Here is a 21,852-nt window from a genome sequence, read left to right on the forward strand (position 1 = left end):
CCCCTCTCGGTGCGGGGACCGGTGCCCCGCCGATGGTGAGCCCGACGCTACCCCCGGCCGCCCCGCCCCGCCCGCCGGCGCTCGAGCGGGTGCCCGAAGATCCCGCAAGCGGCACCGGGGTGAGGATTCGCACGACCGGCATAACGGCGTACCCGATGTCAGGATCATCGGCGGCCCGGAATCCACGGGCCCGACCCCTCCGACCGGTCCTCCGGCGCGAGCCGGGCGAGCCGAGACGGGAACGGATGGTCAGCAGTGGTCGACGAGCGCGCGCAGGCGGCGGACGGCACGACGGCGGACGGCACGTCCCCCACGCGACCGGCCGGCAGGGTCCGCCTCTGGACGGCCGACCTCGTCCTCGCGTGGATCGTCAACTTCCTCCTCGCCTTCGTCTTCTACTTCCTCGTCACGACGATGGCGATGTACGCCGTCGACCGGTTCGCGGCGGGGGAGACGGCCAGCGGCCTCGCGTCCTCGATCTTCGTCATCGGCTCGACCGTCGCGCGCCTCTTCGCCGGGTGGCTCGGTGACCTCCTCGGGAAGCGGCGCGTCCTCACCTGGTCGCTCATCGCGTTCGTCGTCGCGTCGCTGGCCTACCTGCTCGTCGACTCGCTCGGCCTGCTCCTCGCGGTCCGCGCGATCCACGGCGTGGCGTTCGCGCTGGCCAGCACCGCGGCGATGGCGATCGCGCAGTCCGTCATCCCGGCCGTCCGGCGCGCCGAGGGCACCGGCTACTTCTCGCTCAGCATGACGCTCGCGACGGCGGTCGGCCCCTTCCTCGGCCTGATGCTGTGGAACGGGCCCGGCGCCACCGCGATGTTCGTCGTCGCCTCCGCGGCGGCCGTCCTCGCGATGGTCGTCTCCCTGTTCCTGCGCACCCAGGACGAGCCCATCCCCGACGACGAGCGCGCCCGCATGCGCCGCCTCGACCCGGCCCAGATGCTCCATCCCGCCGTCCTGCCGATCGCCTCGTTCATGCTCGTCATGGCGATCGCGTACTCGGGCGTGCTCACCTACCTCAACTCCTACGCGGAGGCAGCGAACCTCGTCGCGGGCGCCGGCGCGTTCTTCCTCGTCTACGCGGTCGTCATGTTCCTCACCCGGTTCTTCTTCATGGGCACGCTGCAGGACCGACGGGGCGACAACGTCGTCGTGGGCATCGCCGTGGTCGCGTTCGCCGCCGGCCTCGCCGTCCTCGGGCTCGCGACCGCGGACTGGATGGTCGTCGTCGCGGGCGCGCTCATGGGCCTCGGCTACGGCACGCTCATGTCCGCCCTGCAGGCGATCGCCGTGTCCAAGGTGCCCATGCGGCGCGTGGGCCTCGCCATCTCGACGCACTTCTTCATGGTCGACCTCGGCGTCGGCGTCGGGCCGGTCATCCTCGCCCAGCTCCTGCGCGTGACCGGCTACGCCGGGATGTACCTCGTGCTCGCCGGCGTCGTCGTCGTGTCCCTCGGGCTTTACCACCTCGTCCACGGACGGACCGCCGCGACGGGCGGCGCGCACGCCGCACCGTCACCTGCCCCCTCGCCGCAGGGCGAGCGTCCGACGTCGGACGAGCGCGTCACCGGTCGGACGGCCTGACGACCGCGGGCCGACCGGCGGCGGGCCGGGCCTCAGGCGCTGTCGGTGAGGTCGGCCGCGGTGACCTGACGCGCGCAGTGGCTGCAGCAGTACGACGTGCCGTCGACGTCGACCCCGTGGCCGACGACCCGGCACCCGCAGTGGGCGCAGGTCGGCGCCACCGCGTGGATGGCGCACTCGAACGAGTCGAAGTCCGCGGTCGTGCCGTCGTGCGTGGTGATCGTGAAGGTCTTCTCGTAGCTGTTCCCGCACGTGGCGCACATGGCCATGGCGTCCCCCTCAGTGGTTGCGGAGCAGGTCGACGAGCTCCGACTTCCTCTTGTCGGAGTAGCCCTCGATGCCGAGCTCCTTCGCCCGGTCCTTGAGCTCCTCCACGGTCCAGTCCTCGTAGCTGCCGGCCTCCCCGCCGCGGCGGCCGACCTCCTTCTTGCCCTCGTTCGCCGCGGCGTTCGAGATGCGGGCCGCCTTCTCCTTCGACGCGCCCTCGTCCCGCAGCTCCTCGTACATCTCGGGCTTCTTCAGGCTGGGTGTCTCGTCCCTCGGCATGTCGTCTCCCTCCTCGTCGGCGCGTGAGCCGCGCCGCTGGTCGAGCCTCCCGGGCCTCGTACCCGATCCGCCGGGAGTCAAACAGCCGGCGCACCGGGCGGCAGATCGGCCGCCGCACCGGCGCGCCCCGTCAGGCCCGGGGGTCGAGGACGACCTTGACGCAGCCGTCCTCCTTCTTCTGGAACATCGCGTACGCGGCCGGCGCCTCCTCGAGCGGCAGCCGGTGCGTGCGCAGGTCGAGGACGCCGAGCGGGTCCTCGCGGTCCATGACGACGGGCAGCAGCTCGTCGACCCAGTGGTGGACGTTGGCCTGCCCCATCCGCACGGTCAGCTGCTTGTCGAACATCTCCAGCAGCGGCAGGGGATCCTGGGCGCCCCCGTACACGCCGGAGACGGAGACCGTGCCGCCGCGGCGCACGGCGGAGATCGCGGTCCGCAGCGCGGCCAGCCGGTCGACGCCGGCGTGCTCCATCAACGGGGCGGCGACGGCGTCCGGCAGCTTCGCCATCGCCCGGTGGGCGACGCCGGCCACGGGGGAGCCGTGGGCCTCCATCCCGACGGCGTCGATCACCGCGTCCGGGCCCTCGCCGTCGGTCCGGTCCCGCAGGGCGGCGGTGACGTCGTCGACCTCCCGTTCGTCGATCACCTCGATCTCGTGCCGCGCCGCCATCGCCAGCCGCTCGGGCACGCGGTCGACGCCGATCACCCGACCGGCACCCAGGTACCGGGCGACGCGCGCGGCCAGCTGGCCGACCGGCCCCAGCCCGAGCACGACCACGGCGCACCCCGGCTCCACCTGCGCGTAGCGCACGGCCTGCCAGGCCGTCGGCAGGATGTCGGAGAGGTAGAGGTAGCGCTCGTCCGGCTCGCCGTCGTCCGGCACGCGGACGAGCCCCGCGCCGGCGTGGGGGACCCGCAGGTACTCCGCCTGGCCGCCGGGCACCTGGCCGTAGAGCTTGGTGTAGCCGAACAGGGCAGCCCCGCTGCCGTGCTCGCGCACCTGCGTGGTCTCGCACTGGCTGTGCAGGCCGCGCGCGCACATCCGGCACCTCCCGCACGCGATCGGGAACGGGACGACCACCCGGTCGCCGACCGAGACGTCGGTGACCTCCGCCCCGACCTCTCGCACGATGCCCATCGTCTCGTGGCCGAGGACGTCCCCCGGGTCGAGGAAGGCGCCGAGGACGCTGTAGAGGTGCAGGTCCGAGCCGCAGATCGCGGTCGAGGTCACCTCCACCACGGCGTCGGTCGGCTCGACGACAGTCGGGTCGGGGACGTCCTCGACGCTGACGTGCTCGGGCCCCTGCCAGGTCAGTGCGCGCACGTGATCCTCCTCTCTTCGGCAGTGCGTCCTCGGTGCATCAACCGGCCCTCCGCTCGGAGCGGTAGGCGGCCTGCCGGTCGTCCTCGCTCATGCCGCCCCAGACCCCGTACGGCTCGCGGACGGCGAGCGCGTGCTCACGGCAGGCGTCGATCACGGGGCAGGCCGCGCACACCGCCTTGGCGGCCTCGTCGCGGCGCCGCCGGACCTGGCCGCGCTCGCCCTCGGGGTGGAAGAAGTCCTCGGGGTCGACCTCGCGGCACGCCCCCTCGAGCTGCCAGCTCCACACGTCCAGCAGCGGTTCGGGAAGTCGGGACAGTTCAGCCATCGGGTGCCTCCTGTGGTCGTCGCGCACGCGGCCCTCAGGCGGCGCGCGTCCTTGGCGTGGTGGCGGTCGTACCGGTGGGGGACGGCGCCGCCGTGCCCCGCCGTGACGCCGCGGCCGGTGTCCCCGCGGCCAGCCTGAGCGTGGCGAGCACGCGGCCGAGCCGGCGGGACACCTGCATCTGACTGACGCCGAGCACGTCGGCGATCTCCTGCTGGGTGTGCTCCTCGACGAACCGCATCCGCAGGAGCACGCGGTCGGACCCGGTCAGCCGCCCGCGCAACGGCGCGAGGCTCGCGAGCTCCTCGACCCGCTCGAACGCCCCGTCGTCGGCGGCCGGCAGATCCTCGCCGATCGGGCGGGTGCCCGGGCCGGGAGCGGCGTCGATCGACTGCGGTGCGAAGCATCCGACGGCGGCGCGGGCCTCGCGGACCGCGTGCACGTCGTGCCCGAGCGAACGCGCGAGCTCGGCGTCGGAGGGTGGGGACGCGTGGCGCTGGAGGTGCTCGTCGACCACCCCGCGGATCTCGATCTGCAGCTCCTGCACGGGCCGCGGGGGGCGGACCATCCACCCGCCGTCGCGGAAGTGGCGCTTGAGCTCACCGAGGATGGTGGCGGTCGCGTAGGCGGCGAGACTGCCGCGACCGGCGTCGAAACCTCGCACGGCCTTGACCAGCCCGAGGTAGGCGACCTGCTCGAGGTCCTCCGGCTCCGGTCCGCGGCCCCGGAACCGGCGGGCGAGGGCGCGGGCGAGCCCGAGATGCTCGAGCACCGCGTCGTCGTGGTCGGCGTGAGCCGGGTCGGGCGACGGTTCCTGGCCGCGAGATTCGCCGCCGCGTCGGCGTGCGGTGCTGCGTCGCCCGGATCGGTGGGTGCGGGAGCGCCGGCTCCCACGGTGGTCAGCTGTCGGTCGTACGTTCACGGAGGTCCCCCGAGCAGAACGTGCGCGTCCTGGCGGCTGCATCACCAGGTCTCCAATCTTGCCGAGTCCGTGACGTGTGTCAAACGGAGGCCCTCGGTTTGCCGGACGTCCCCGCGGGTACGTCAGGGGCATGCCCACCCCGCACCGATCCTCCGACGACGAACGGGAGCACGCGATGTCCGACGACGTCCGCAGCACCACGTCGATCGTCGCCCACCAGCCCCCGCCCGTGCTGCTCGACCACGCGGCGACGAAGGCCGCGATCAACAGCTTCAGCACGAACCTCGCGCAGCAGCTCGCCCCGCGGGGCATCCGGGTCAACGCCGTCGCGCCCGGTCCGATCTGCACGCCGCTGCAGCCCTCGGACGGTCAGCCGACCGAGGAGCTGCCCGAGCTCGGGCGGTCGACGCCGCTGGGCGTCACCGGCGGGATGATCGGACCGTGACCGGGCTCGTCACGCTCGGCCGCCGGGACACCGCACGCGCCGTCACGGGCGTCCTGCTGCCGCTGCTCGTCCGCGGCATCATCGTGCGCCGGCCGCGCGCGACCGCCCTCGTCGACCGGCTCGACGCCGACCGCCGCGCCGCCGACGTCCTCGCCGCGCTCCGCGAGCGGTACGGGCCCGGACCCGTCCGGCTGCGCCTGCCGCTGCGAGAGATCGCGCTCCCGCTCGACGTCGGTGACGTCGAGCGACTGCTTGGTGACGTCGACACGTTCACCCCGGCCAACCGGGAGAAGGTGGCCTCCCTGAGCCACTTCCAGCCGGCGGGCCTGCTCGTCTCCGACGCCGCACGGCGCCGACTCCGCCGGCCGTTCAACGAGGCCGTCCTCGACCACGGGGCGGACCTGCACCGCCTGCACGAGACGTGCGTCCGTGCGGCCGACGAGGAGATGGGCGCGCTCACCGGGCCGGACCTCACGTGGGATCGGCTGCGCGCCTCGTTCGGTCGCGTCGCCCGCCGCGTGACGCTCGGGGACCTGGCGCGGGACGACACCCGCGTGACCACGGTCCTCGACCAGCTGCGGGCCCGGGCGAACTGGGCCTGCCTCGTGCCGCGGAGCACGGCGAGGATGCGCGAGCTCGCCGCCTCGCTGCGCGGGTACGTGCTCACGGCCGACCCGAACAGCCTCGCCGGCCTCGTCGCCGCCGCACCGGCCGCGCGGGGCACCGCGAGCACCGGCCAGCTCCCGCACTGGCTGTTCGCCTTCGACGCCGCCGCCATCGCGATCCATCGGGCACTCGCGCTGCTGGCGATCCACCCCGAGGCCCAGGAGCGCGTGCGGGCGGAGGACCCGGCCGACCACCGGGGACTGCGGCCGGCCGCGCGGTCCACCGTGCTCGAGTCGCTCAGGCTGTGGCCGACCACGCTCGCGATCCTGCGCGACTCCACGACCCCGACCACGTGGCGGGACCGCGAGGCCGCCACCGGGACGGGGTTCGTCGTCGTGTCGACGTTCTTCCACCGGGACCCGCGCCGCCGCGGCTGGGCCGACCGGTTCACGCCCGAGGCGTGGACCGACGGACGCGCCGAGGCGGACCGGGGACTCGTGCCGTTCAGCGCCGGACCCGCCCGGTGCCCGGGGAGAACGCTCGTGCTCGACGTGACGAGCGAGGTGCTCGCCGCGCTCGTGCGCCGGTACGACGTCGGCCTGGCGGACCCGGCCGACCTGTCCGCCGACGCGCCGCTCCCGCGCACCCTCGCACCGGGCAGGGTGCGACTCACCCTGACGCCGAGGGTCGGCGTCGGGCACGCACAGGAGAAGGAGACCAGCCATGCCCGACCGTAGGGACGACCCCACGACCGAGGAGCTCACCGGAACCGGGGAGGCGCTCGCCGGCGACCCCGCGCAGCGGGAGGAGCCGGGCGACCGCCCCACCGGCCGGCCGTCGCAGGCGGAGGGGGAGGACCCGTCGGACGCCCACTCCGAGGACCACCCCGAACCGCCCGGCGGACATCCCTCCCAGGCCGAGGGCGAGCCGGAGGACGGACCGTGAGGGTCGCCGTCGTCGGAGCCTCCGGCAACGCCGGCACCGCGGTGCTGCGCGCACTGGCCGGATCCGCGGAGGTCGACGAGATCGTCGCCATCGCCCGGCGGTTGCCCGAGCCCGACGCAGAGCCGTACGCGTCCGCCACGTGGCACCGCATCGACCTCGCGCTGCCGGCGCGCACCCGGGAGCACGAGGACCGGCTGATCGACGAGATCGCCACGGCGATCCGCGGCGCGGACGCCGTCGTGCACCTGGCCTGGCTCATCCAGCCGAACCGGCAGCGCGACCTCCTGCGGCGAGCCAACGTCACCGGGACGGCGCGGGTCGCCGAGGCGGCGGCACGGGCGGGGGTCCCGCACCTGGTCGTCGCCTCCTCGGTGGGTGCCTACTCACCGGTCGACGACGACACGCCCCGCGACGAGTCCTGGCCCACCGAGGGGATCCCCACGTCCCACTACTCGGTGGACAAGGCCGCCCAGGAGCGGGTCCTCGACCACTACGAGGAGCAGCACCCCGACCTGCGGGTCGCACGCCTGCGCCCGGCGCTCGTCTTCGGGAGCGAACCGGCCGCGGAGATCCGGCGGTACTTCCTCGGTCCGCTCGTCCCCGCCGGGTTGCTGCGGCCCGGGCGGCTGCCCGTGATGCCCGTGCCGACGGGTCTGCGCCTGCAGGTCGTCCATGCCGACGATCTCGCCGACGCCTACCTGCGGGTCGTCCTCGAGCGGGCGGCGGGACCCTTCAACATCGCCGCCGACCCCGTGCTCACCGCGCAGGACCTGGCGGACGTCCTCGACCACGGCCGGCTCGTCCGCGTCCCGCCGCGGCTGCTGCGGCCGGCCGTCTCGCTCGCGTGGGAGGCACGCGCGGTCGCCGCCGACGCCGGATGGCTCGACATGGGCATGGCCGTCCCGGTGATGGATGCGACGCGCGCCCGCACGGAGCTCGGCTGGCACCCCCGGCACGACGCCGGCAGCGCGCTGCGCGCGCTCCTGACGGGGATCGCCGACGGGACCGGGATGCCGAGCACTCCGATGCGGCCGGCCGAGGCGTGGCCGACCGACGCCACCCCGGCCGGCGGCGCGCTGCGGTTCCGCGCCCAGGAGTCCGGCGGGACGCCCGCCGCTCACCGGGTTCCCGCGACGCTCGACCGGCACCTGCTCGGCCTCTACCTCTCCGACCACCTCACGGGGGCGACGGGGGGCAGCGCACGCGCGCGACGCATGGCCGACGCCCACGGCCGCACGGAGCTCGGCCCCGAGCTGGCGGACCTGGCGGAGCAGATCGAGTCCGAGCGGCTCTTCCTCCGTGACCTCGTCGAGACGCTCGACCTGCGGCCACGCGCGCACCGCCAGGTGGCGGCGTGGGCGGCCGAGCGGATCGGCAGGCTCAAGCTCAACGGACGGCTGGTGGACTCGCCCATGACACCGGTGCTCGAGACCGAGCTCCTGCGCAGTGCCGTCATCGGCAAGCTGGGCGTCTGGGAGGTGCTCGCGCGCCTCGCCGACGAGCTCGGGCTGCCCCGAGCGGTGTTCGACCAGCTCGCCGACGACGCCCGTCAGCAGGCCGAGGTCATCGGCCGGCTGCACGACCGGGTCACCGGCCACGCCTTCGCCACGGCGCGCCAGAAGGACGGGCAGGAGCGGAAGGTCGCGGCGCCCGGTGAGTGAGCGCTCAGCCCGATTCGGTGTCGGAGGACACGGTCCCGTTGCCGGCGGGCTGGTGCTCGCGTCCGGCGTCGGACGGGGGGGTGCGGTGGGAACGACGGTGCTCGACCACCCACTCGGCGACCTCGCGGAGCTTGATGTTGTGGTCCTGGGAGTGCCGCCGGAGGAAGGCGAACGCCTGGTCGGCCTCGAGGTCGAACCGCTCCATGAGGATCCCCTGGGCCTGACCGACGAGCTTGCGCGAGTCGACGGCGACCTTCAGCCCCTCGTGCTCGTGCGCCGACGCGATCGCGACCGAGGCGTGCCGGGAGAAGATGTGGGTGACCGCGACGTCCTCCTCGTCGAAGGCGTCCCGCCGGGCCGAGTAGAGGTTGAGCGACCCGTACCGGCGCTCCTGCGTGCGCAGGGGCACGCTGAGCACGCTGCGGAACCCGAGGGCGGCGACGGCCGGGCCCCAGGCCGGATAGCGCGCGTCCGCCCCGACGTCCCCGGAGACGTACTCGCCGCCCTCGGCCGCGGTCAGCGCGTCGAGGCACGGCCCCTCGTCGAGGTGCAGCTGCAGGTGGTGGGCCTCGGCGACCGCCCTCGACGTGGCGGCGGCGGTCTCGAGCCGGTCACGGGCGTGGGTACGCATGATGCCGGCGTCGTCGCACGTGACCGCGGAGCGGGCGTAGTCCGCGATCCGCTCGATCGTCGTGCGACTCCCGGCACCGGACCCGGCCTGCAGGTCGAGCGCCATCCGGGAGAAGAAGTCCTCGTCCGCCACCACACCTCCGTCGTCCGGGCGGCGTGCGTACCCCCGGGTGGGCGCGGTCCGGCGCGAGCGGCCGACCGTCACCGAGGCACCAGTCTACCGACTCCTCGGGCGGCCGCACCGGTCTCGGGCCCGGCCGACGGAGACGGGTGGCGCGGGGGACGCGGCCTGCCAGGGACCGCCGGGCGGGCGCCGACGTGCGGGCCGCAGGAACAAGGAGGACGATCGACGCATGCGTGACACGACCGTGGCTGTGCTGGGCGACGGGGGGCGCGCGGAGCTCGTGATCGCCGACGCGCTCGCCGATCGCGGCGCCCGCCCGCACCTGTTGTCCGTGGACCTGGGCTGGCTGACCTCCGTGCGCGCGGCCGTGGCCCGGCTCGACTCGCACGCGGGCGCCGTCGCCGTCCGCTCGCTCGCCGAGGGCGACGTCGAGGGGGCGAGGCTCGTCGCGGTCGGCCCGGTGGCCGCGGACGAGGACGGGTGGGAGACCGTGTGCCGTCGCTGCGGGGAGCGCAACGACGTCACGCTCGTGCGGACGACCGCGCCCCCGCCCGACGCGGACCGGCGCCACCCGGTCCACCCCGCGTTCGCGGCGCTCGCGGAAGCGGTCGCGGACGAGCTCGACCGGGTGGGACCGGGCGCACGAGTCGTCGAGCTCCCGCCGCCTCCCGGGCCATGAGCGCCGGCCGGTCACTAGGCTCGAGGCCGTGCTCACCCCCGCTGACCTGACCGTTCCGCTCATCGCTGCCCCGATGGCCGGAGGGCCGTCGACGCCCGAGCTCGTCGCCGCCGCCGAGCAGGCCGGCGGGACCGGATTCCTCGCGTCCGGCTACGGCGGGGTCGACGCGCTGCTCGAGCAGGTCCGCCGAGCGCGCGAGCTCGGCGCCACCCGGTTCGGCGTCAATCTCTTCGTCCCCGACCCCGAGGCCGCGGACCTCGACGCCGCCCTCGCCTACCGCGACGCCCTCGCGCCCCTGGCCGTCGAGCTCGGCATCGACGAGCTCGGTACGCCGCGCCAGGACGACTCCGGGTTCGACGCCAAGGTCGAGGCCCTGCTCGCGGACCCGGTGCCGCTCGTGTCCTTCACGTTCGGCCTCCCGAGCGGGGAGACGATCACCCGGTTCCACGACGTCGGCACCGCCGTGTGGGTCACCGTCGCGCACGCCCGGGACGCCGAGGCCGCGGCGGCCGCCGGCGTGGACGCGGTCGTGGCGCAGGGGCCAGAGGCGGGCGGGCACCGGTCGACGTTCGCCGTCGTCGACACCCCGGACGACGCCCCGCTGGGCGAGCTGCTGCGCTCCGTGCGCGCGGCGGTGGACGTGCCCGTGGTCGCGGCCGGCGGGCTGACGACGGGGGAGGAGGTGGCGCGGGCGCTCGAGGTCGCGGATGCCGTCCAGGTCGGCACCGCGCTGCTCGACTCCGACGAGGCCGGCACCTCTCCCGGCCACCGCGCCGCGCTGCGCGACCCCGCTCTCACCGCGACCGCCGTCACCCGCGCGTTCACCGGCCGCCCCGCGCGCTCGCTCGTCAACGACCTCGTCCGGCGGTTCGACGCCGTGGCGCCCGCGGCCTACCCCGCGCTCAACCACGTGACCTGGCCGATCCGGCAGGACGGCGGTGCGGCGGGCGACACCCGGTTCATCCCGCTGTGGGCGGGGCAGCGGTGGCAGGACGCGCCGAGCGGCCCGGCCGCGCGGATCGTCGCCGACCTGTGGGCCGATGCGCAGGCGGCCGGGGCCGGCCGACGCGGCTGACACCCACCGACCGTCGACGGGCAGGATGGCGGCATGATCACCGACACCGACCGCGCCTTCCTCGTCCGCGCCGTCGAGCTGGCCGAGGCGGCGCTCGAGTCCGGTGACGAGCCGTTCGGATCCGTTCTCGTCGCGCCCGACGGCCACGTCCTTCTCGAGGACCACAACCACGTCTCCGGCGGGGACCGTACGCGGCACCCCGAGCTCGTCATCGCCCTTTGGGCTGCGGAGCACCTCGAGCCCGGCGTCGCGGCGCGGTGCGTCGTCTACACCTCGGGCGAGCACTGCGCGATGTGTGCGGCCGCCCACGGCTGGGCGGGGCTGGGGCGGATCGTCTACGCGTCGTCGACCGAGCAGCTGACGCAGTGGTCGCGCGAGCTCGGGCTCCCGTCCGGACCGCTCGCGAGCCTGCCGATCCAGGCGGTCGTACCCGGCGCGGTCGTCGACGGGCCGGACCCGGAGCTCGCCGAGCGGGTGCGCGCTCTGCACGCGGCGAGAGCCGACGCCCGGCGCTGACGGAAGGGACGCCCACAGCGGTTCGGTCGCTCAGCCGTCCGACGGCCCCGGCCGGTCGCGTTCATCTGGCTCGTCACGTTCACCTGGCTCGCCCCGTCGACCTGGCTAGCGCCGCTTGCCCGGCTTGCCTCACGTGCCCTGTCCGTCGGCCTCGCCTCGCCCACCCGGCTCCCGCAGCGTGGCGAACATCAGCCAGCTGATCGCGGGCATGAGGACGAGCGGGGCGAGCGCCACCTGCAGCGACGTGCGGTCGGCCAGGGCGCCGATCCCCGGGCTCGCCAGGCCGCCGACGCTCACCGCGAGGCCCAGGGTCACCCCGCTCGCCGTCCCCACCCGGCTGGGCAGGTAGTCCTGGCCGAGCGTGATCTGGAGCGAGAAGGGCGTGTACATGCCGATCGACGCGAGCGCGAGGAACGCGTAGATCGAGTAGCCGGGAACCCACACGACCCCGGCCACCGCGACCGTGCTGACGACGTACGCCCACCGCGAGACCCGGACCCGGCCGAACCGCTGGGCGAGGGCGCCGCCGAGCATCGAGCCGACGATGCCCCCGAGATAGAGGACGAACAGCGCGACGAGGCCGGCGCTCTCGCCCCCGTCCACGCGCTCGGCCGCCTACAGCGAGACGAACGCGCCGAGCCCGACGAACGCGATCGAGCGGGTGGCCACTGCGAGGCTGAGGCGGCCGAACGAGGACCAGTCGTCGGGGCGGACGGGTGTCGCCGTCGTGCGGGAGGTCGCGACCTGCCGGGTGAGGACGCGGACGACGGGCAGCGTGAGGACCGCACCGACGAGCGCCGGGAGCACGAGCGCGGGCGTGAGTGCGAGGCCGCCGATCCCCACGCTCAGCCCGACGACGACCGGCGCGAGGGCGAACCCGACATTGCCGCCGGTGGAGAACCAGGCCATCGCCGTGTGGCTGCCGGCGCTCGCCGTGCGCGCGAGCCGGGCCCCCTCCGGGTGGTACGCCGCGACGCCGATGCCCGAGACCCCGATGAAGATCAGGGTGAGGACGTAGTTCTCGCTCACGCCGCCCAGGGCCACGCCGAGCCCGCCGAGGACCGTGCTCACCGGGACGAGCCACGGCATCGACCACCGGTCCGTCAGCGCGCCGAAGAGCGGCTGGACGATCGAGGAGACGAGCGAGGCGGCGAGGACGATCGCCGACGCCGCCGCGTACGTGTAGTCCCGCTCGGCGACGAAGAAGGGGACGAGCGCGGCGACCGCCCCCTGGTAGACGTCGACGCACGCGTGGCCGACTGCCAGGAGGGCGATCGAGGTGCGCCGGCGCATGGGCGGAGTCTGTCAGTCGCCTGTACCGGCCATCCGCGACAGCCGCTGCGCCAGCCGGGCCGCCGCCTCGCGCAGCTCGGGCGGCTCGAGGATCTCGGCGTCGTAGCCGAGGGAGGCCACGTGCATGGCGATCCAGTCGAGCTCCGTGCCGCCGGAGATGAGCACGCACCACCCGTCGGCCTCCTCCTCGACGCGCCCGGCGGTCGCCGGGACGAGCGCCCGCACGTCCTCCGCGGCCGCCCGCAGGCGGACCCGGGCGACGAACGCGTAGGGCGACGTCGTCACCGACTGCTGGACGTACTCGACCGGGTCGGGATGGTCGCGCGGGGTGAAACGCCAGGTGGAGGCCTCGACCTCGCTCATCCTGTCGAGCCGGAACGTGCGCCAGCCGTCCCGGCCGACGTCGAAGGCCATGAGGTACCAGTGCATCCCCACGGACACCATGCGCACGGGCTCGGCCGTCCGCTCGCGCTCATCGCCGCTGCGCGCCGTGTACCGGAAGCGCACCCGGACCGAGTCGCGGCAGGCGCGCGCGAGGCGGACGAGCAGGTCGGCGTCGATCGTCGAGTGGGGGCCGACGACGGCTCCCGTCGCGTCGTAGAGCGCCCGCACCTCGGCGCGCAGGCGCGGCGGCAGCACCTGGTCGAGCTTGGTGAGCGCGCGCAGCGCAGCCTCGCCCACGCCGGCCACCGTGCCACCGGCGGCCAGGCGCAGGGACAGGGCGGTGGCGGCGGCCTCGTCGGCGTCGAGCAGGAGGGGAGGGAGGCGCGTCCCGGCGCCGAGCCGGTACCCGCCGCCGATCCCGGGCGCCGCCTCCACGGGGTAGCCGAGCCGGCGCAGCCGCTCGACGTCGCGCCGCACCGAGCGCGGCGTGACGTCGAGCTCGTCGGCGAGCTCGGTGGCCGTCCACTGTGAGCGGTGCTGCAGCAGCCCGAGCAGCCGCAGCACCCGTTCGGTCGTCCCCTCGGTGCGCATGCGGACACTCTTCCACCGAACGCGGACCGAATCTGTCCTTGTTCTCCGTCACGGTGTGGTCATGAGCGAACCGACAGCGACCCTGACCGACACGTCCTGGAACGCGCTGCTCCGGGACCAGACCGACTGGCACCTGACCAACCAGGTCCGCGAGCGCCTCACCGGGCTGACCGACGACGAGTACCTCTGGGAGCCCGCCCCCGGTGCCTGGAACGTCCGCCCGCGCGGGACCGGGACTGCCCCCGTCCAGGCGGGCTCCGGCGAGATGACGATCGACTTCGCCTTCCCGCCGCCCGAGCCCGCCCCGATGACGACGATCGCCTGGCGCCTCGGCCACGTCATCGTCGGCGTGCTGGCGGTGCGCAACGCGGCCCACTTCGGCCGCGCGGCCACCGACTACCAGTCCTTCGACTACGCGCCGACGGCGGACGCAGCCCTCGCCCAGCTCGACGAGGAGTACGCGCGGTGGACCGAGGGGGTCGCGAGCCTGGGGGAGGAGGGCCTCGCCCGTCCCTGCGGCGAGGCGGAGGGCCCGTTCGCCGAGGACCCGATGGCGCGGCTCGTCCTGCACATCAACCGCGAGCTCGTCCACCACCTCGCCGAGGTCGCCCTCCTGCGCGACCTCTACCTGCACACGACGGGCGAGAGCTCCGGAGGGGCGGTGCAGTCATGAGTGCGACGGTCCAGATCACGTTCGACGCCCACGACCCGCGCGCCCTGTCGATCTTCTGGCGCGAGGTCCTCGGCTACGTCCACCCGGCGCCGCCCGGCGTCGACCTGCCCGACGGCGCCGACCCGCTCGCCGCCTGGGACGAGTTCCTCGAGGCCGCCGAGGTGCCCGAGGAGCTGCGGAACTCCTCGTCCGCTCTCGAGGACCCGGACGGCGTGGGCCCGCGGATCTTCTTCCAGCAGGTCCCCGAGGACAAGGTGGCGAAGAACCGCGTCCACCTCGACGTCCGCACGGCCTCCGACCTCAGCGGCGAGCCGCGGATGGCCGCGCTCGAGGCCGAGTGCGACCGCCTGGTCGGGCTCGGGGCGTCGCGGCTGCGTCGGCACGAGCCCGAGCCGCCCCTGAGCATCGGCTTCATCGTCATGGCCGACCCGGAGGGCAACGAGTTCTGCCTCGACTGACCCGCAGGCCGAGTAGGCCCCGTGGGGCTCGAACCCACAACCCACGGATTAAAAGTCCGTTGCTCTACCGATTGAGCTAGAGGCCCGCGAGCGCACAGGTTACGTCGGGATCGGAGCGACGCGTGAATCCCGACGACGACGAACCACCGACCACCCACCCACCGAGAGGGCACCCTGATGAGCACGCTGCACGGACTGACCACGATGGTCCTCACCGCCGACGACGTCGACGCCGCCGCGCGCTGGTACGCCGACGTCCTGGGCGCCGAGCCCTACTTCCGGCGCCCGGAGACCGGCCCCGCGGCCTACGTCGAGTTCCGGGTCGGACCGGACGAGGACGAGCTCGGCCTCATGGACCGCAGCTACCTGCCGGGCGCGGCGGGCCCGGGGACGTCGACCACGTACTGGCACGTCGACGACGTCGCGACCACGCTCGCCGACCTCCTCGCGCGCGGCGCCACCCCCGCCGAGTCGTTGACCGAGCGCGGGGAAGGATTCGTCACCGCGTCGGTGATCGACCCGTTCGGCAACATGCTCGGCCTCATGCACAGCCCGCACTGGGCCGGCCGGCACTGACGTCGACCGACTCAGCCGGCCGGCGGCTCTTCGGCCGGCGGCTGTCCGCCCGTGAACCGCGCGGGGGCGTCGGGGTCGAGCGCGGCGTCGATGCGCTCGCGCATGTCGTCCGTCATCTCCGGCAGGTCCGTCAGGTCGAACCACCGGGCCTCGGTGTTCTCCTCGTCGGCGGGGTAGGGCTCGCCGGAGACCCACGAGCAGCGGAAGGCGAGGGTGACGTACTGCGCGACGTCGCCGTTCGGGTACGTCATCGGCCCCGAGGTGCTCACGTGCACGAGCCGGTCCGCCCGCGCCCGCACGCCGGTCTCCTCGAGCACCTCGCGCACGGCCGTGTCCGCCACCTGCTCGCCCGGGTCGACGATCCCGGACACCGGAGTCCACCTGCCGTTGTCCGCGCGCCGCACGAGCAGGACCTGGTGCTGCGCGGGGGAGGTGGGGTCCTCCCGGACGACCACCGCGGAGGCGCCCGTCATCCACAGCAGGGCGTGCCCCACGTGCTCGCGGAGCTCGAGGATGAAGTCGGGGGTCGGCACGGTGTCAGGCGATCTGGACGGGGTCGGCGTGGTCGTCGGCGGGCAGGTCGCCGTCGATCGTGGCCGTGACCTGCAACGTCCGGAAGTTGATCCCGCCGCCGTAGGAGGAGAGGAAGGCGTTGTCGGCGGCGTCGCGGCCGGTCGAGATGCGCAGGAGGGGCCGGCGGGGCGCGAGACGCGTCGCGTCGATCGCGTGCCAGCGGTTCTCGTGCCACGCCTCGGCCACGGCGTGGAAGTCCATCGGGGAGAGCCCGGGCGCGTACACCGAGGTCACGCGGGCGGGCACGTCCATCGCGCGCAGGAGGGCGACGACGAGGTGCGCGTAGTCCCGGCACACCCCCTGGCGGGCGAGCATCGTCTCGACCGCGCCGTCGGTCGGCCGAGAGGAGTCCCGGACGTAGGCGAGCGACGTGTTCACCCACGACTCGACGGCACGGACGAGCTCGAGGCCCGTCAGCCCGGCGAACTGCGAGCGCGCGAACCGGAAGAGGCGGTCGGACTCGGCGTACCTCGAGGGGCGCAGGAACTCGAGCAGCTCGGCCGGCTCGTCCATGTCGCCGAGGTCCCCGTCCCCGCCGACCTGCGCCTCGTAGTCGAGCGTGAGCGGCGTGCCGAGCTCGGTGTCGTCCGGCAGGTCGAGGACGTGGGTGACGGTGCCGTGCCGGCCGACGAACTCGACGAGGTCGACCTCGCTCTCCCCGAGCCGGCAGACGAGCCGCTCGTCGATCGTCAGGCCCGGCTGGCGGGCCACCGAGACGAGGAAGGCGAGGCGGGTCGCGCCGCGGCGGGTGGTCATCTGGAGGCTGGCGGTGACGGAACGCTGCACGCTCGCCAGCGTAGGTGCCACCGCACGAGCGCTCGACCCGGAGGCCTCCGGCGACGAGATGCGCGACAATGGCGGACGCCGCCCGGCCGTCCGCCGGGCACGCCGAAGGAGGTCGACATGAACGAACCACGACGACCCCGCCGGCCCGCGATGCTCGACCCCGCCGTGGCGGAGGGCATCGAGGGCGACGAGGACCCGGCCACCCGGTCCGAGCTCGCGCACACGACCGCGCGCCTCATCGTCGACGGCGGCCGCCGCGACTCCGGGACCGACCCCGACCTGCTCGACCGGCTCGTCACCCTCGTCGACTCCGAGGGCCTCGACACGATCGCCGAGCTCTGGTCGCGCAGCCCCGCCGCCACGCTGCCCGGCGCGCTGTGGCGGCTCTACCTGCTGCGCGAGTGGGTGCGCCGCGACCCGGCCACCGTGGCCGCCCGCTACCGCGAGGGGCTCACCCGCGCCGAGGTGGCCGGCGCCGTCGCCGGCGTGGCTGCGCCCAACGGTCCCGACGAGGTCGTCGGCGTGGTCGACCAGGTCCTCTCCGGCGTCTACGCCGGTGACCTCGCCGTCGCGCTCGACCGCGCGGCCGCGTTCCTCCGCGTGCTCGCGACCGGGTCCGCGCTGCACGCGGACCACGAGGAGTCCGAGGGCGACGGCGCCGACCTCGCGTTCGAGATCACCCGCCGCGCCGGCGGGCTGCTCGGCACTGCGGAGGACCTCGAGGCCGCCGCCACCCTGCACGGCAGCGGCCAGCTCGACTGAGCCCCGCCCACCAGCACGTGCCCGACCGAACGGGAGATCCACCCATGCGCACCGCCGACCGCCTGAGCGCCGACGAGGCCGACGCCGTCCGAGCACTCGCCGCCGAGGCCAAGGCCGCCGACGGGGTGGGCCCCCTCGACGAGCAGACCCTCCTCCGGCTCGCCCCCGACTCCGCCCGCGCGGCCACGCACCTGCTGCTCGAGGACGAGGACGGCGCGCTGCTCGGCTACGCCCAGGTCGCCGACGGCTCGGGCGAGCTGGTCGTGGCCCCCGCCGCCCGGCGGCGCGGACTCGGCCGGCAGCTGCTGGTCGCGGCGCGTGAGATCGGCGGCGACGTCTCGGTGGAGGGGACGTCCGGTACCGACGCGGGCCTCGCCGTCTGGGCGCACGGCGACCTCCCCGGCGCCCAGGCGCTCGCGGGCTCGCTCGGCCTCACGCGCGTGCGCGAGCTCCTGCGGATGGGGGCCCAGGTCCGCACCGACGACGCGCCACAGCCGCCGGCCGGGACCCGGATCGAGACCTTCGACGTCGATGCGCACGCCGAGCCCTGGCTGCGGGTCAACGCGCGGGCGTTCGCGACCCACCCCGAGCAGGGGCGGATGACGCGCGCCGACCTCGACGAGCGTCTCGCGCAGCCGTGGTTCGACCCCGAGCTGCTCCTCCTCGCGTACGACGAGGCGGCCGACGACGACGGACCCCGCGCCCCCGATCCGCTCGGTTTCATCTGGATGAAGCCGGGCGATCCGGGCGAGGCGGAGCTGTACGTCCTCGGCGTCGACCCGTCGGCGCAGGGCCGCGGACTCGGCCGCGACCTCACGGCCCGCGGCCTGGCGGAGGTGGCCGCGCGCGGGCGGAGCTCGGTCGACCTCTACGTCGAGGGGGACAACGCGCCGGCGCTCGCGACCTACGAGCGGCAGGGCTTCGCGGTCGTCGAGCGGCACAGCCAGTACGCCTGACCCTCCGCAGCGCCACCTGACCGCGAGGTGGTTGGATGGCGCCATGAGCTCCTCCTCCGCGCCGCACGGCACCGACGAGCACACCCCCGACCTGCACGAGGACCGCGAGGACGTCGAGGCGCGGGTCGCGCGGCAGCTGACCGGCGAGGGCGCCCAGGGCGGCCCGGGCGACTCCGCCACCGACGGTCCGCCGACCTTCGTCATCCAGGGCAGCCCCGCGGACCCCGAGGACGAGGAGCCCGCGACGGCGGACGGCGACCTGCCGGACGACCGCTTCGCCGACCGCGAGATCAGCTGGCTCGCCTTCAACCAGCGGGTGCTCGAGCAGGCGGAGGACCAGAGCCTCCCGATCCTCGAGCGCGCGTGGTTCCTCGGCATCTTCGCCTCCAACCTCGACGAGTACTTCATGGTCCGCGTCGCCGGCCTCAAGCGCCGGATCAGCACGGGCCTCGCGGTGCCGGGCGCATCCGGCCTGAGCCCGCGGCAGGTTCTCGAGCGCATCGGGGCCGGCGCGCAGGAGCTGATGTCCCGCCACGCGAAGGTCTTCCTCGACGACGTGCAGCCCAAGCTCGCCGAGGAGGGCATCGACATCCTCCACTGGGGCGAGCTCGCGGACAGCGAGAAGGAGCGCCTGCACAAGTTCTTCCGCACCCAGATCTTCCCGGTGCTCACGCCGCTCGCGGTCGACCCGGCGCACCCCTTCCCCTACATCTCGGGCCTCTCGCTCAACCTCGCGGTCCTCGTGCGCAACCCCGAGACGGGGATGGAGCACTTCGCCCGCGTCAAGGTGCCGGCGCTGCTGCCGCGGTTCATCGCCGTCGACGCCGAGGGCCGCCCCTACCGCCCGGAGGACGTGCCGGAGGACGCGGGCGGCCGCACCTCCTACGTCCCGCTCGAGGAGATCATCGGGCAGCACCTCGACGCCCTGTTCCCGGGCATGGAGATCGTCGAGCACCACACGTTCCGCGTCACCCGCAACGAGGACCTCGAGGTCGAGGAGGACGACGCCGAGAACCTGCTCCAGGCCCTCGAGAAGGAGCTCTCCCGCCGGCGCTTCGGCCCGGCCGTCCGCCTCGAGGTCGAGGAGCACATCTCCGAGCGGGTGCTCGACCTGCTCGCGCGCGAGCTCGGCGTCGGCGAGCAGGAGATCTACCGCCTGCCCGCGCCGCTCGACCTCACGGGCCTCAACGTCATCCACGACCTCGACCGCCCGCACCTCAAGTATCCCAAGTACGTGCCGGTCACGGCGGCGGGCCTGGCGAAGGTCGAGTCGGCGAACCCGACCGACATCTTCGCCGCCATCCGCGAGCGCGACGTCCTCCTGCACCACCCCTACGACTCGTTCTCCACGTCGGTCCAGCAGTTCCTCCAGCAGGCCGCGAAGGACCCGAAGGTCCTCGCCATCAAGCAGACGCTGTACCGCACCTCGGGCGACTCGCCGATCGTCGACGCCCTCATCGCCGCCGCCGAGGCCGGCAAGCAGGTCCTCGCGATCGTCGAGATCAAGGCCCGGTTCGACGAGCAGGCGAACATCGAGTGGGCGCGCAAGCTCGAGGAGTCGGGCGTCCACGTCGTCTACGGGATCGTCGGCCTCAAGACGCACTGCAAGCTGTCGATGGTCGTGCGCCAGGAGGCGGACGGGCTGCGCCGCTACTGCCACGTGGGCACCGGCAACTACCACCCGAAGACGGCCCGCGGCTACGAGGACATCGGGATGTTCACGTGCCACCGCGACGTCGGCCAGGACCTCACGCGCCTGTTCAACCAGCTCTCCGGCTACGCGCCGAGCACGAGCTACCACCGCCTGCTCGTGGCCCCGCGCGACATCCGCCCCGGCCTGCTCGAGGGCATCGAGAAGGAGATCGCCCACCACGAGGCGGGCCGCCCCGCGTGGATCAAGATCAAGGTCAACTCGATCGTCGACGAGCGCCTCATCGACGGCCTGTACCGGGCGAGCCGCGCGGGCGTCCCGGTCGACGTCGTGGTCCGCGGCATCTGCGCCATCAAGGTCGGCCTGCCGGGCACCGGCGCCAACCTCCGGGTCCGCTCGATCCTCGGTCGCTTCCTCGAGCACTCCCGGATCTTCGCCTTCGCGAACGACGGCGACCCGCAGGTGTGGATCGGCTCCGCGGACCTCATGCACCGCAACCTCGACCGCCGCGTCGAGGCCCTCATCCGCATCGTCGACCCCGGCCAGCGCGAGCGCCTCGTCGAGCTCGTCGACCTCGCCGCCTCGGACGAGACGTCCTCGTGGCGCCTCGGCCCCGACGGCTGGACCAGGGTCACGCACGACGCCGACGGCAACCGCCTGCGCGACGTCCAGCAGCACCACATGCGCCAGGCGCGACGGCGGGTCGCGAGCTCGAGGTGAGCCGGGGGAACGTCCGGGCCGCCGGCCTGGTCGTCTGGCGCGAGGAGGGCCGGCGGCTCGAGGTCCTCCTCGTCCACTCGCCGCGGTACGACGAGTGGGGCTTCCCCAAGGGCCACCTCGACCCGCACGAGACCCTCCAGGAGTGCGCCGTCCGCGAGGTGGCAGAGGAGACCGGCGAGCTCGTCGTCGTCGGCCAGCCCCTCGGGGTCGTGCGCTACCGGCTGCGGGACGGGCGCCGGAAGCACGTCAGCTACTGGGCGAGCAGCGCGGCGACGCCCGACGGCGCCTGGTCCCGGGTGCGCCGCGTCCCGTCGGCGGCGTCCGCCGACGAGATCGACGAGACGCGGTGGATGTCCGTGCGCGACGCCGAGAAGGCCCTCGCGCACGACCGCGACCGCGAGGTCCTCGGCCGCCTCGTCGACCAGTGGAAGGACTCCCGCCTCGACACCTGGACGGTCCTCCTCGTGCGGCACGCCCGCGCGCGGGCGCGGAAGTCGTGGAAGGGCTCCGAGGCGACCCGGCCGCTCACGGTGGGCGGCGCGGTCCAGGCGGTCGGCATGGGGTCGCTGTTCTCGGCCTACGGGGTCGAGCAGCTCGTCAGCTCGCCGTGGGAGCGCTGCCGGGCGACCCTCGCCTCGTACGCGGAGCGCGGCGGCATCGAGGTCGACCTCCACGAGGAGCTGACCGAGGCCGCCCACGAGCGCCGGAAGCGCCCCGTCCGCGACCTCGTGGCGGCCGCGCTCAGCCGCCCCACCCGGCCCACGGCGATCTGCACGCACCGCCCCGTGCTGCCCACGGTGGTCGCCACGCTGCTCGACCGGGCGCCCCACGCCCTGCGCCGCACGGTCCCGGACAAGGACCCCTTCCTGCGGACCGGCGAGATGCTGGTCGTGCACTGCGCGCGCCGGGCGCGGCACGGCCCCGTCGTCGTCGCCGTCGAGCGGGTCCGCGCCGTCGAGGACGAATGAGCGCAGACTCACCCTCCGGATGATCGCCCGTGCGCGCGGGGGTGTCCCCGGGCCGGGAACGGCCCCCGACGACGACGAACCA

23 protein-coding genes, 1 tRNA gene and 2 pseudogenes are annotated in these 21,852 nt (G+C 74.4%); 15 read left to right on the forward strand and 11 right to left on the reverse strand.

Translation table 11 applies throughout. The annotated features are described in order from the left end of the window. The first annotated feature begins 255 nt into the window (after nucleotides 1-255). Nucleotides 256-1,584: an MFS transporter gene (locus AC24FB_RS10040; protein ID WP_425713760.1), complete on the forward strand. Its 1,329-nt coding sequence runs from the start codon at nucleotides 256-258 to the stop codon at nucleotides 1,582-1,584. 32 nt (nucleotides 1,585-1,616) lie between these two features. On the opposite strand, the gene AC24FB_RS10045 is transcribed toward AC24FB_RS10040, so the two are convergent. From AC24FB_RS10045 to AC24FB_RS10065, 5 genes are all read right to left on the reverse strand, one after another. Beyond that, nucleotides 1,617-1,853 carry a hypothetical protein gene (locus AC24FB_RS10045; RefSeq protein ID WP_425713759.1) on the reverse strand — a complete coding sequence of 79 codons (237 nt, stop codon included), beginning with the start codon at nucleotides 1,851-1,853 and terminating at the stop codon, nucleotides 1,617-1,619. Nucleotides 1,854-1,863: 10 nt separating this feature from the next. Beyond that, complete coding sequence (locus AC24FB_RS10050; RefSeq protein ID WP_425713758.1) at nucleotides 1,864-2,130, reverse strand: DUF7218 family protein; 267 nt, start codon at nucleotides 2,128-2,130, stop codon at nucleotides 1,864-1,866. A gap of 130 nt (nucleotides 2,131-2,260) precedes the next feature. Then, the gene (locus AC24FB_RS10055; protein WP_425713757.1) at nucleotides 2,261-3,454 is read right to left on the reverse strand and encodes a zinc-dependent alcohol dehydrogenase; all 1,194 of its coding nucleotides are present in this window, start codon (nucleotides 3,452-3,454) and stop codon (nucleotides 2,261-2,263) included. A 37-nt stretch (nucleotides 3,455-3,491) separates the two neighbouring features. Continuing rightward, the gene (locus AC24FB_RS10060; RefSeq protein ID WP_425713756.1) at nucleotides 3,492-3,779 is read right to left on the reverse strand and encodes a WhiB family transcriptional regulator; all 288 of its coding nucleotides are present in this window, start codon (nucleotides 3,777-3,779) and stop codon (nucleotides 3,492-3,494) included. Between the two features lie 34 nt (nucleotides 3,780-3,813). Further along, entirely contained in the window at nucleotides 3,814-4,548 is a 735-nt protein-coding gene (locus AC24FB_RS10065; protein ID WP_425713755.1) for a sigma-70 family RNA polymerase sigma factor, read from the reverse strand. Nucleotides 4,549-4,891: 343 nt separating this feature from the next. Between AC24FB_RS10065 and AC24FB_RS10070 the strand changes: the two are divergent. From AC24FB_RS10070 to AC24FB_RS10085, 4 genes and pseudogenes are all read left to right on the forward strand, one after another. Next, nucleotides 4,892-5,125: pseudogene (locus AC24FB_RS10070) on the forward strand (SDR family oxidoreductase); the annotation flags it as partial. A 14-nt stretch (nucleotides 5,126-5,139) separates the two neighbouring features. Beyond that, complete coding sequence (locus tag AC24FB_RS10075; RefSeq protein ID WP_425713754.1) at nucleotides 5,140-6,486, forward strand: cytochrome P450; 1,347 nt, start codon at nucleotides 5,140-5,142, stop codon at nucleotides 6,484-6,486. Then, nucleotides 6,473-6,694 (forward strand): hypothetical protein, encoded by a 222-nt coding sequence (locus AC24FB_RS10080; RefSeq protein WP_425713753.1) that lies wholly within the window; start codon nucleotides 6,473-6,475, stop codon nucleotides 6,692-6,694. Before AC24FB_RS10075 ends, AC24FB_RS10080 begins: the two co-directional genes overlap by 14 nt. After that, nucleotides 6,691-8,355, forward strand: coding sequence for an NAD-dependent epimerase/dehydratase family protein (locus AC24FB_RS10085; protein ID WP_425713752.1), 1,665 nt, complete (start codon nucleotides 6,691-6,693; stop codon nucleotides 8,353-8,355). The genes AC24FB_RS10080 and AC24FB_RS10085 overlap by 4 nt, the downstream gene beginning before the upstream one ends. A gap of 4 nt (nucleotides 8,356-8,359) precedes the next feature. Here AC24FB_RS10085 and AC24FB_RS10090 read toward each other — a convergent pair whose 3' ends face one another. Next, nucleotides 8,360-9,118 carry an ANTAR domain-containing protein gene (locus AC24FB_RS10090; RefSeq protein WP_425713751.1) on the reverse strand — a complete coding sequence of 253 codons (759 nt, stop codon included), beginning with the start codon at nucleotides 9,116-9,118 and terminating at the stop codon, nucleotides 8,360-8,362. A 220-nt stretch (nucleotides 9,119-9,338) separates the two neighbouring features. On the opposite strand from AC24FB_RS10090, the gene AC24FB_RS10095 reads away from it, so the two are divergent. Genes AC24FB_RS10095 through AC24FB_RS10105 form a run of 3 tightly spaced genes read left to right on the forward strand, consistent with a single transcriptional unit; the run spans nucleotide 9,339 to nucleotide 11,379 of the window. Then, nucleotides 9,339-9,788, forward strand: coding sequence for a hypothetical protein (locus AC24FB_RS10095; protein WP_425713750.1), 450 nt, complete (start codon nucleotides 9,339-9,341; stop codon nucleotides 9,786-9,788). Between the two features lie 28 nt (nucleotides 9,789-9,816). Then, on the forward strand, nucleotides 9,817-10,863 hold the full coding sequence (locus AC24FB_RS10100; RefSeq protein WP_425713749.1) for a nitronate monooxygenase: 1,047 nt from the start codon (nucleotides 9,817-9,819) through the stop codon (nucleotides 10,861-10,863). Nucleotides 10,864-10,896: 33 nt separating this feature from the next. After that, nucleotides 10,897-11,379 (forward strand): nucleoside deaminase, encoded by a 483-nt coding sequence (locus tag AC24FB_RS10105; RefSeq protein WP_425713748.1) that lies wholly within the window; start codon nucleotides 10,897-10,899, stop codon nucleotides 11,377-11,379. Between the two features lie 129 nt (nucleotides 11,380-11,508). Here AC24FB_RS10105 and AC24FB_RS10110 read toward each other — a convergent pair. Together AC24FB_RS10110 and AC24FB_RS10115 are read right to left on the reverse strand one after the other, a co-directional pair. Then, a pseudogene (locus tag AC24FB_RS10110) lies at nucleotides 11,509-12,672 on the reverse strand (MFS transporter). 12 nt (nucleotides 12,673-12,684) lie between these two features. Beyond that, complete coding sequence (locus AC24FB_RS10115) at nucleotides 12,685-13,647, reverse strand: helix-turn-helix transcriptional regulator (RefSeq protein ID WP_425713745.1); 963 nt, start codon at nucleotides 13,645-13,647, stop codon at nucleotides 12,685-12,687. Between the two features lie 61 nt (nucleotides 13,648-13,708). On the opposite strand from AC24FB_RS10115, the gene AC24FB_RS10120 reads away from it, so the two are divergent. Next, entirely contained in the window at nucleotides 13,709-14,320 is a 612-nt protein-coding gene (locus AC24FB_RS10120) for a DinB family protein (protein WP_425713744.1), read from the forward strand. Then, entirely contained in the window at nucleotides 14,317-14,778 is a 462-nt protein-coding gene (locus AC24FB_RS10125) for a VOC family protein (RefSeq protein ID WP_425713743.1), read from the forward strand. The genes AC24FB_RS10120 and AC24FB_RS10125 overlap by 4 nt, the downstream gene beginning before the upstream one ends. A gap of 13 nt (nucleotides 14,779-14,791) precedes the next feature. Here the strand turns inward: AC24FB_RS10125 and AC24FB_RS10130 are convergent. Then, nucleotides 14,792-14,864: transfer RNA gene (locus AC24FB_RS10130), tRNA-Lys, on the reverse strand. A gap of 91 nt (nucleotides 14,865-14,955) precedes the next feature. Here AC24FB_RS10130 and AC24FB_RS10135 point away from each other — a divergent pair. Further along, nucleotides 14,956-15,354 (forward strand): VOC family protein, encoded by a 399-nt coding sequence (locus tag AC24FB_RS10135; protein WP_425713742.1) that lies wholly within the window; start codon nucleotides 14,956-14,958, stop codon nucleotides 15,352-15,354. An 11-nt stretch (nucleotides 15,355-15,365) separates the two neighbouring features. Here AC24FB_RS10135 and AC24FB_RS10140 read toward each other — a convergent pair whose 3' ends face one another. Both AC24FB_RS10140 and AC24FB_RS10145 read right to left on the reverse strand, forming a co-directional pair. Next, nucleotides 15,366-15,887, reverse strand: coding sequence for an NUDIX hydrolase (locus AC24FB_RS10140; RefSeq protein WP_425713741.1), 522 nt, complete (start codon nucleotides 15,885-15,887; stop codon nucleotides 15,366-15,368). 4 nt (nucleotides 15,888-15,891) lie between these two features. Next, entirely contained in the window at nucleotides 15,892-16,713 is an 822-nt protein-coding gene (locus AC24FB_RS10145) for a transglutaminase-like domain-containing protein (RefSeq protein ID WP_425713740.1), read from the reverse strand. Between the two features lie 117 nt (nucleotides 16,714-16,830). On the opposite strand from AC24FB_RS10145, the gene AC24FB_RS10150 reads away from it, so the two are divergent. The 4 genes from AC24FB_RS10150 to AC24FB_RS10165 are packed head-to-tail and all read left to right on the forward strand — an operon-like array spanning nucleotide 16,831 to nucleotide 21,770. Beyond that, on the forward strand, nucleotides 16,831-17,475 hold the full coding sequence (locus AC24FB_RS10150; protein ID WP_425713739.1) for a hypothetical protein: 645 nt from the start codon (nucleotides 16,831-16,833) through the stop codon (nucleotides 17,473-17,475). A gap of 44 nt (nucleotides 17,476-17,519) precedes the next feature. Continuing rightward, nucleotides 17,520-18,431 carry a mycothiol synthase gene (gene mshD / locus AC24FB_RS10155; protein WP_425713738.1) on the forward strand — a complete coding sequence of 304 codons (912 nt, stop codon included), beginning with the start codon at nucleotides 17,520-17,522 and terminating at the stop codon, nucleotides 18,429-18,431. Between the two features lie 43 nt (nucleotides 18,432-18,474). Then, a complete protein-coding gene (locus AC24FB_RS10160) occupies nucleotides 18,475-20,802 on the forward strand; it encodes an RNA degradosome polyphosphate kinase (RefSeq protein WP_425713737.1) in 2,328 nt (775 codons plus the stop codon). Continuing rightward, nucleotides 20,799-21,770: an NUDIX hydrolase gene (locus AC24FB_RS10165; RefSeq protein WP_425713736.1), complete on the forward strand. Its 972-nt coding sequence runs from the start codon at nucleotides 20,799-20,801 to the stop codon at nucleotides 21,768-21,770. The genes AC24FB_RS10160 and AC24FB_RS10165 overlap by 4 nt, the downstream gene beginning before the upstream one ends. The last annotated feature ends 82 nt before the right edge of the window (nucleotides 21,771-21,852 follow it).

It is taken from the genome of Georgenia sp. Z1344 (genome assembly GCF_057652375.1).

Excerpts from the sequence above, each read along its gene's own strand:
- AC24FB_RS10125 (WP_425713743.1), top strand. The coding sequence starts at position 14,317 with ATGAGTGCGACGGTCCAGATCACGTTCGACGCCCACGACCCGCGCGCC.
- AC24FB_RS10080 (WP_425713753.1), top strand. The coding sequence starts at position 6,473 with ATGCCCGACCGTAGGGACGACCCCACGACCGAGGAGCTCACCGGAACC.
- AC24FB_RS10160 (WP_425713737.1), top strand. The coding sequence starts at position 18,475 with ATGAGCTCCTCCTCCGCGCCGCACGGCACCGACGAGCACACCCCCGAC.
- AC24FB_RS10120 (WP_425713744.1), top strand. The coding sequence starts at position 13,709 with ATGAGCGAACCGACAGCGACCCTGACCGACACGTCCTGGAACGCGCTG.
- AC24FB_RS10045 (WP_425713759.1), bottom strand. The coding sequence starts at position 1,853 with ATGGCCATGTGCGCCACGTGCGGGAACAGCTACGAGAAGACCTTCACG.
- AC24FB_RS10060 (WP_425713756.1), bottom strand. The coding sequence starts at position 3,779 with ATGGCTGAACTGTCCCGACTTCCCGAACCGCTGCTGGACGTGTGGAGC.
- AC24FB_RS10105 (WP_425713748.1), top strand. The coding sequence starts at position 10,897 with ATGATCACCGACACCGACCGCGCCTTCCTCGTCCGCGCCGTCGAGCTG.
- AC24FB_RS10150 (WP_425713739.1), top strand. The coding sequence starts at position 16,831 with ATGAACGAACCACGACGACCCCGCCGGCCCGCGATGCTCGACCCCGCC.
- AC24FB_RS10095 (WP_425713750.1), top strand. The coding sequence starts at position 9,339 with ATGCGTGACACGACCGTGGCTGTGCTGGGCGACGGGGGGCGCGCGGAG.
- AC24FB_RS10050 (WP_425713758.1), bottom strand. The coding sequence starts at position 2,130 with ATGCCGAGGGACGAGACACCCAGCCTGAAGAAGCCCGAGATGTACGAG.
- AC24FB_RS10115 (WP_425713745.1), bottom strand. The coding sequence starts at position 13,647 with ATGCGCACCGAGGGGACGACCGAACGGGTGCTGCGGCTGCTCGGGCTG.
- AC24FB_RS10135 (WP_425713742.1), top strand. The coding sequence starts at position 14,956 with ATGAGCACGCTGCACGGACTGACCACGATGGTCCTCACCGCCGACGAC.
- mshD (WP_425713738.1), top strand. The coding sequence starts at position 17,520 with ATGCGCACCGCCGACCGCCTGAGCGCCGACGAGGCCGACGCCGTCCGA.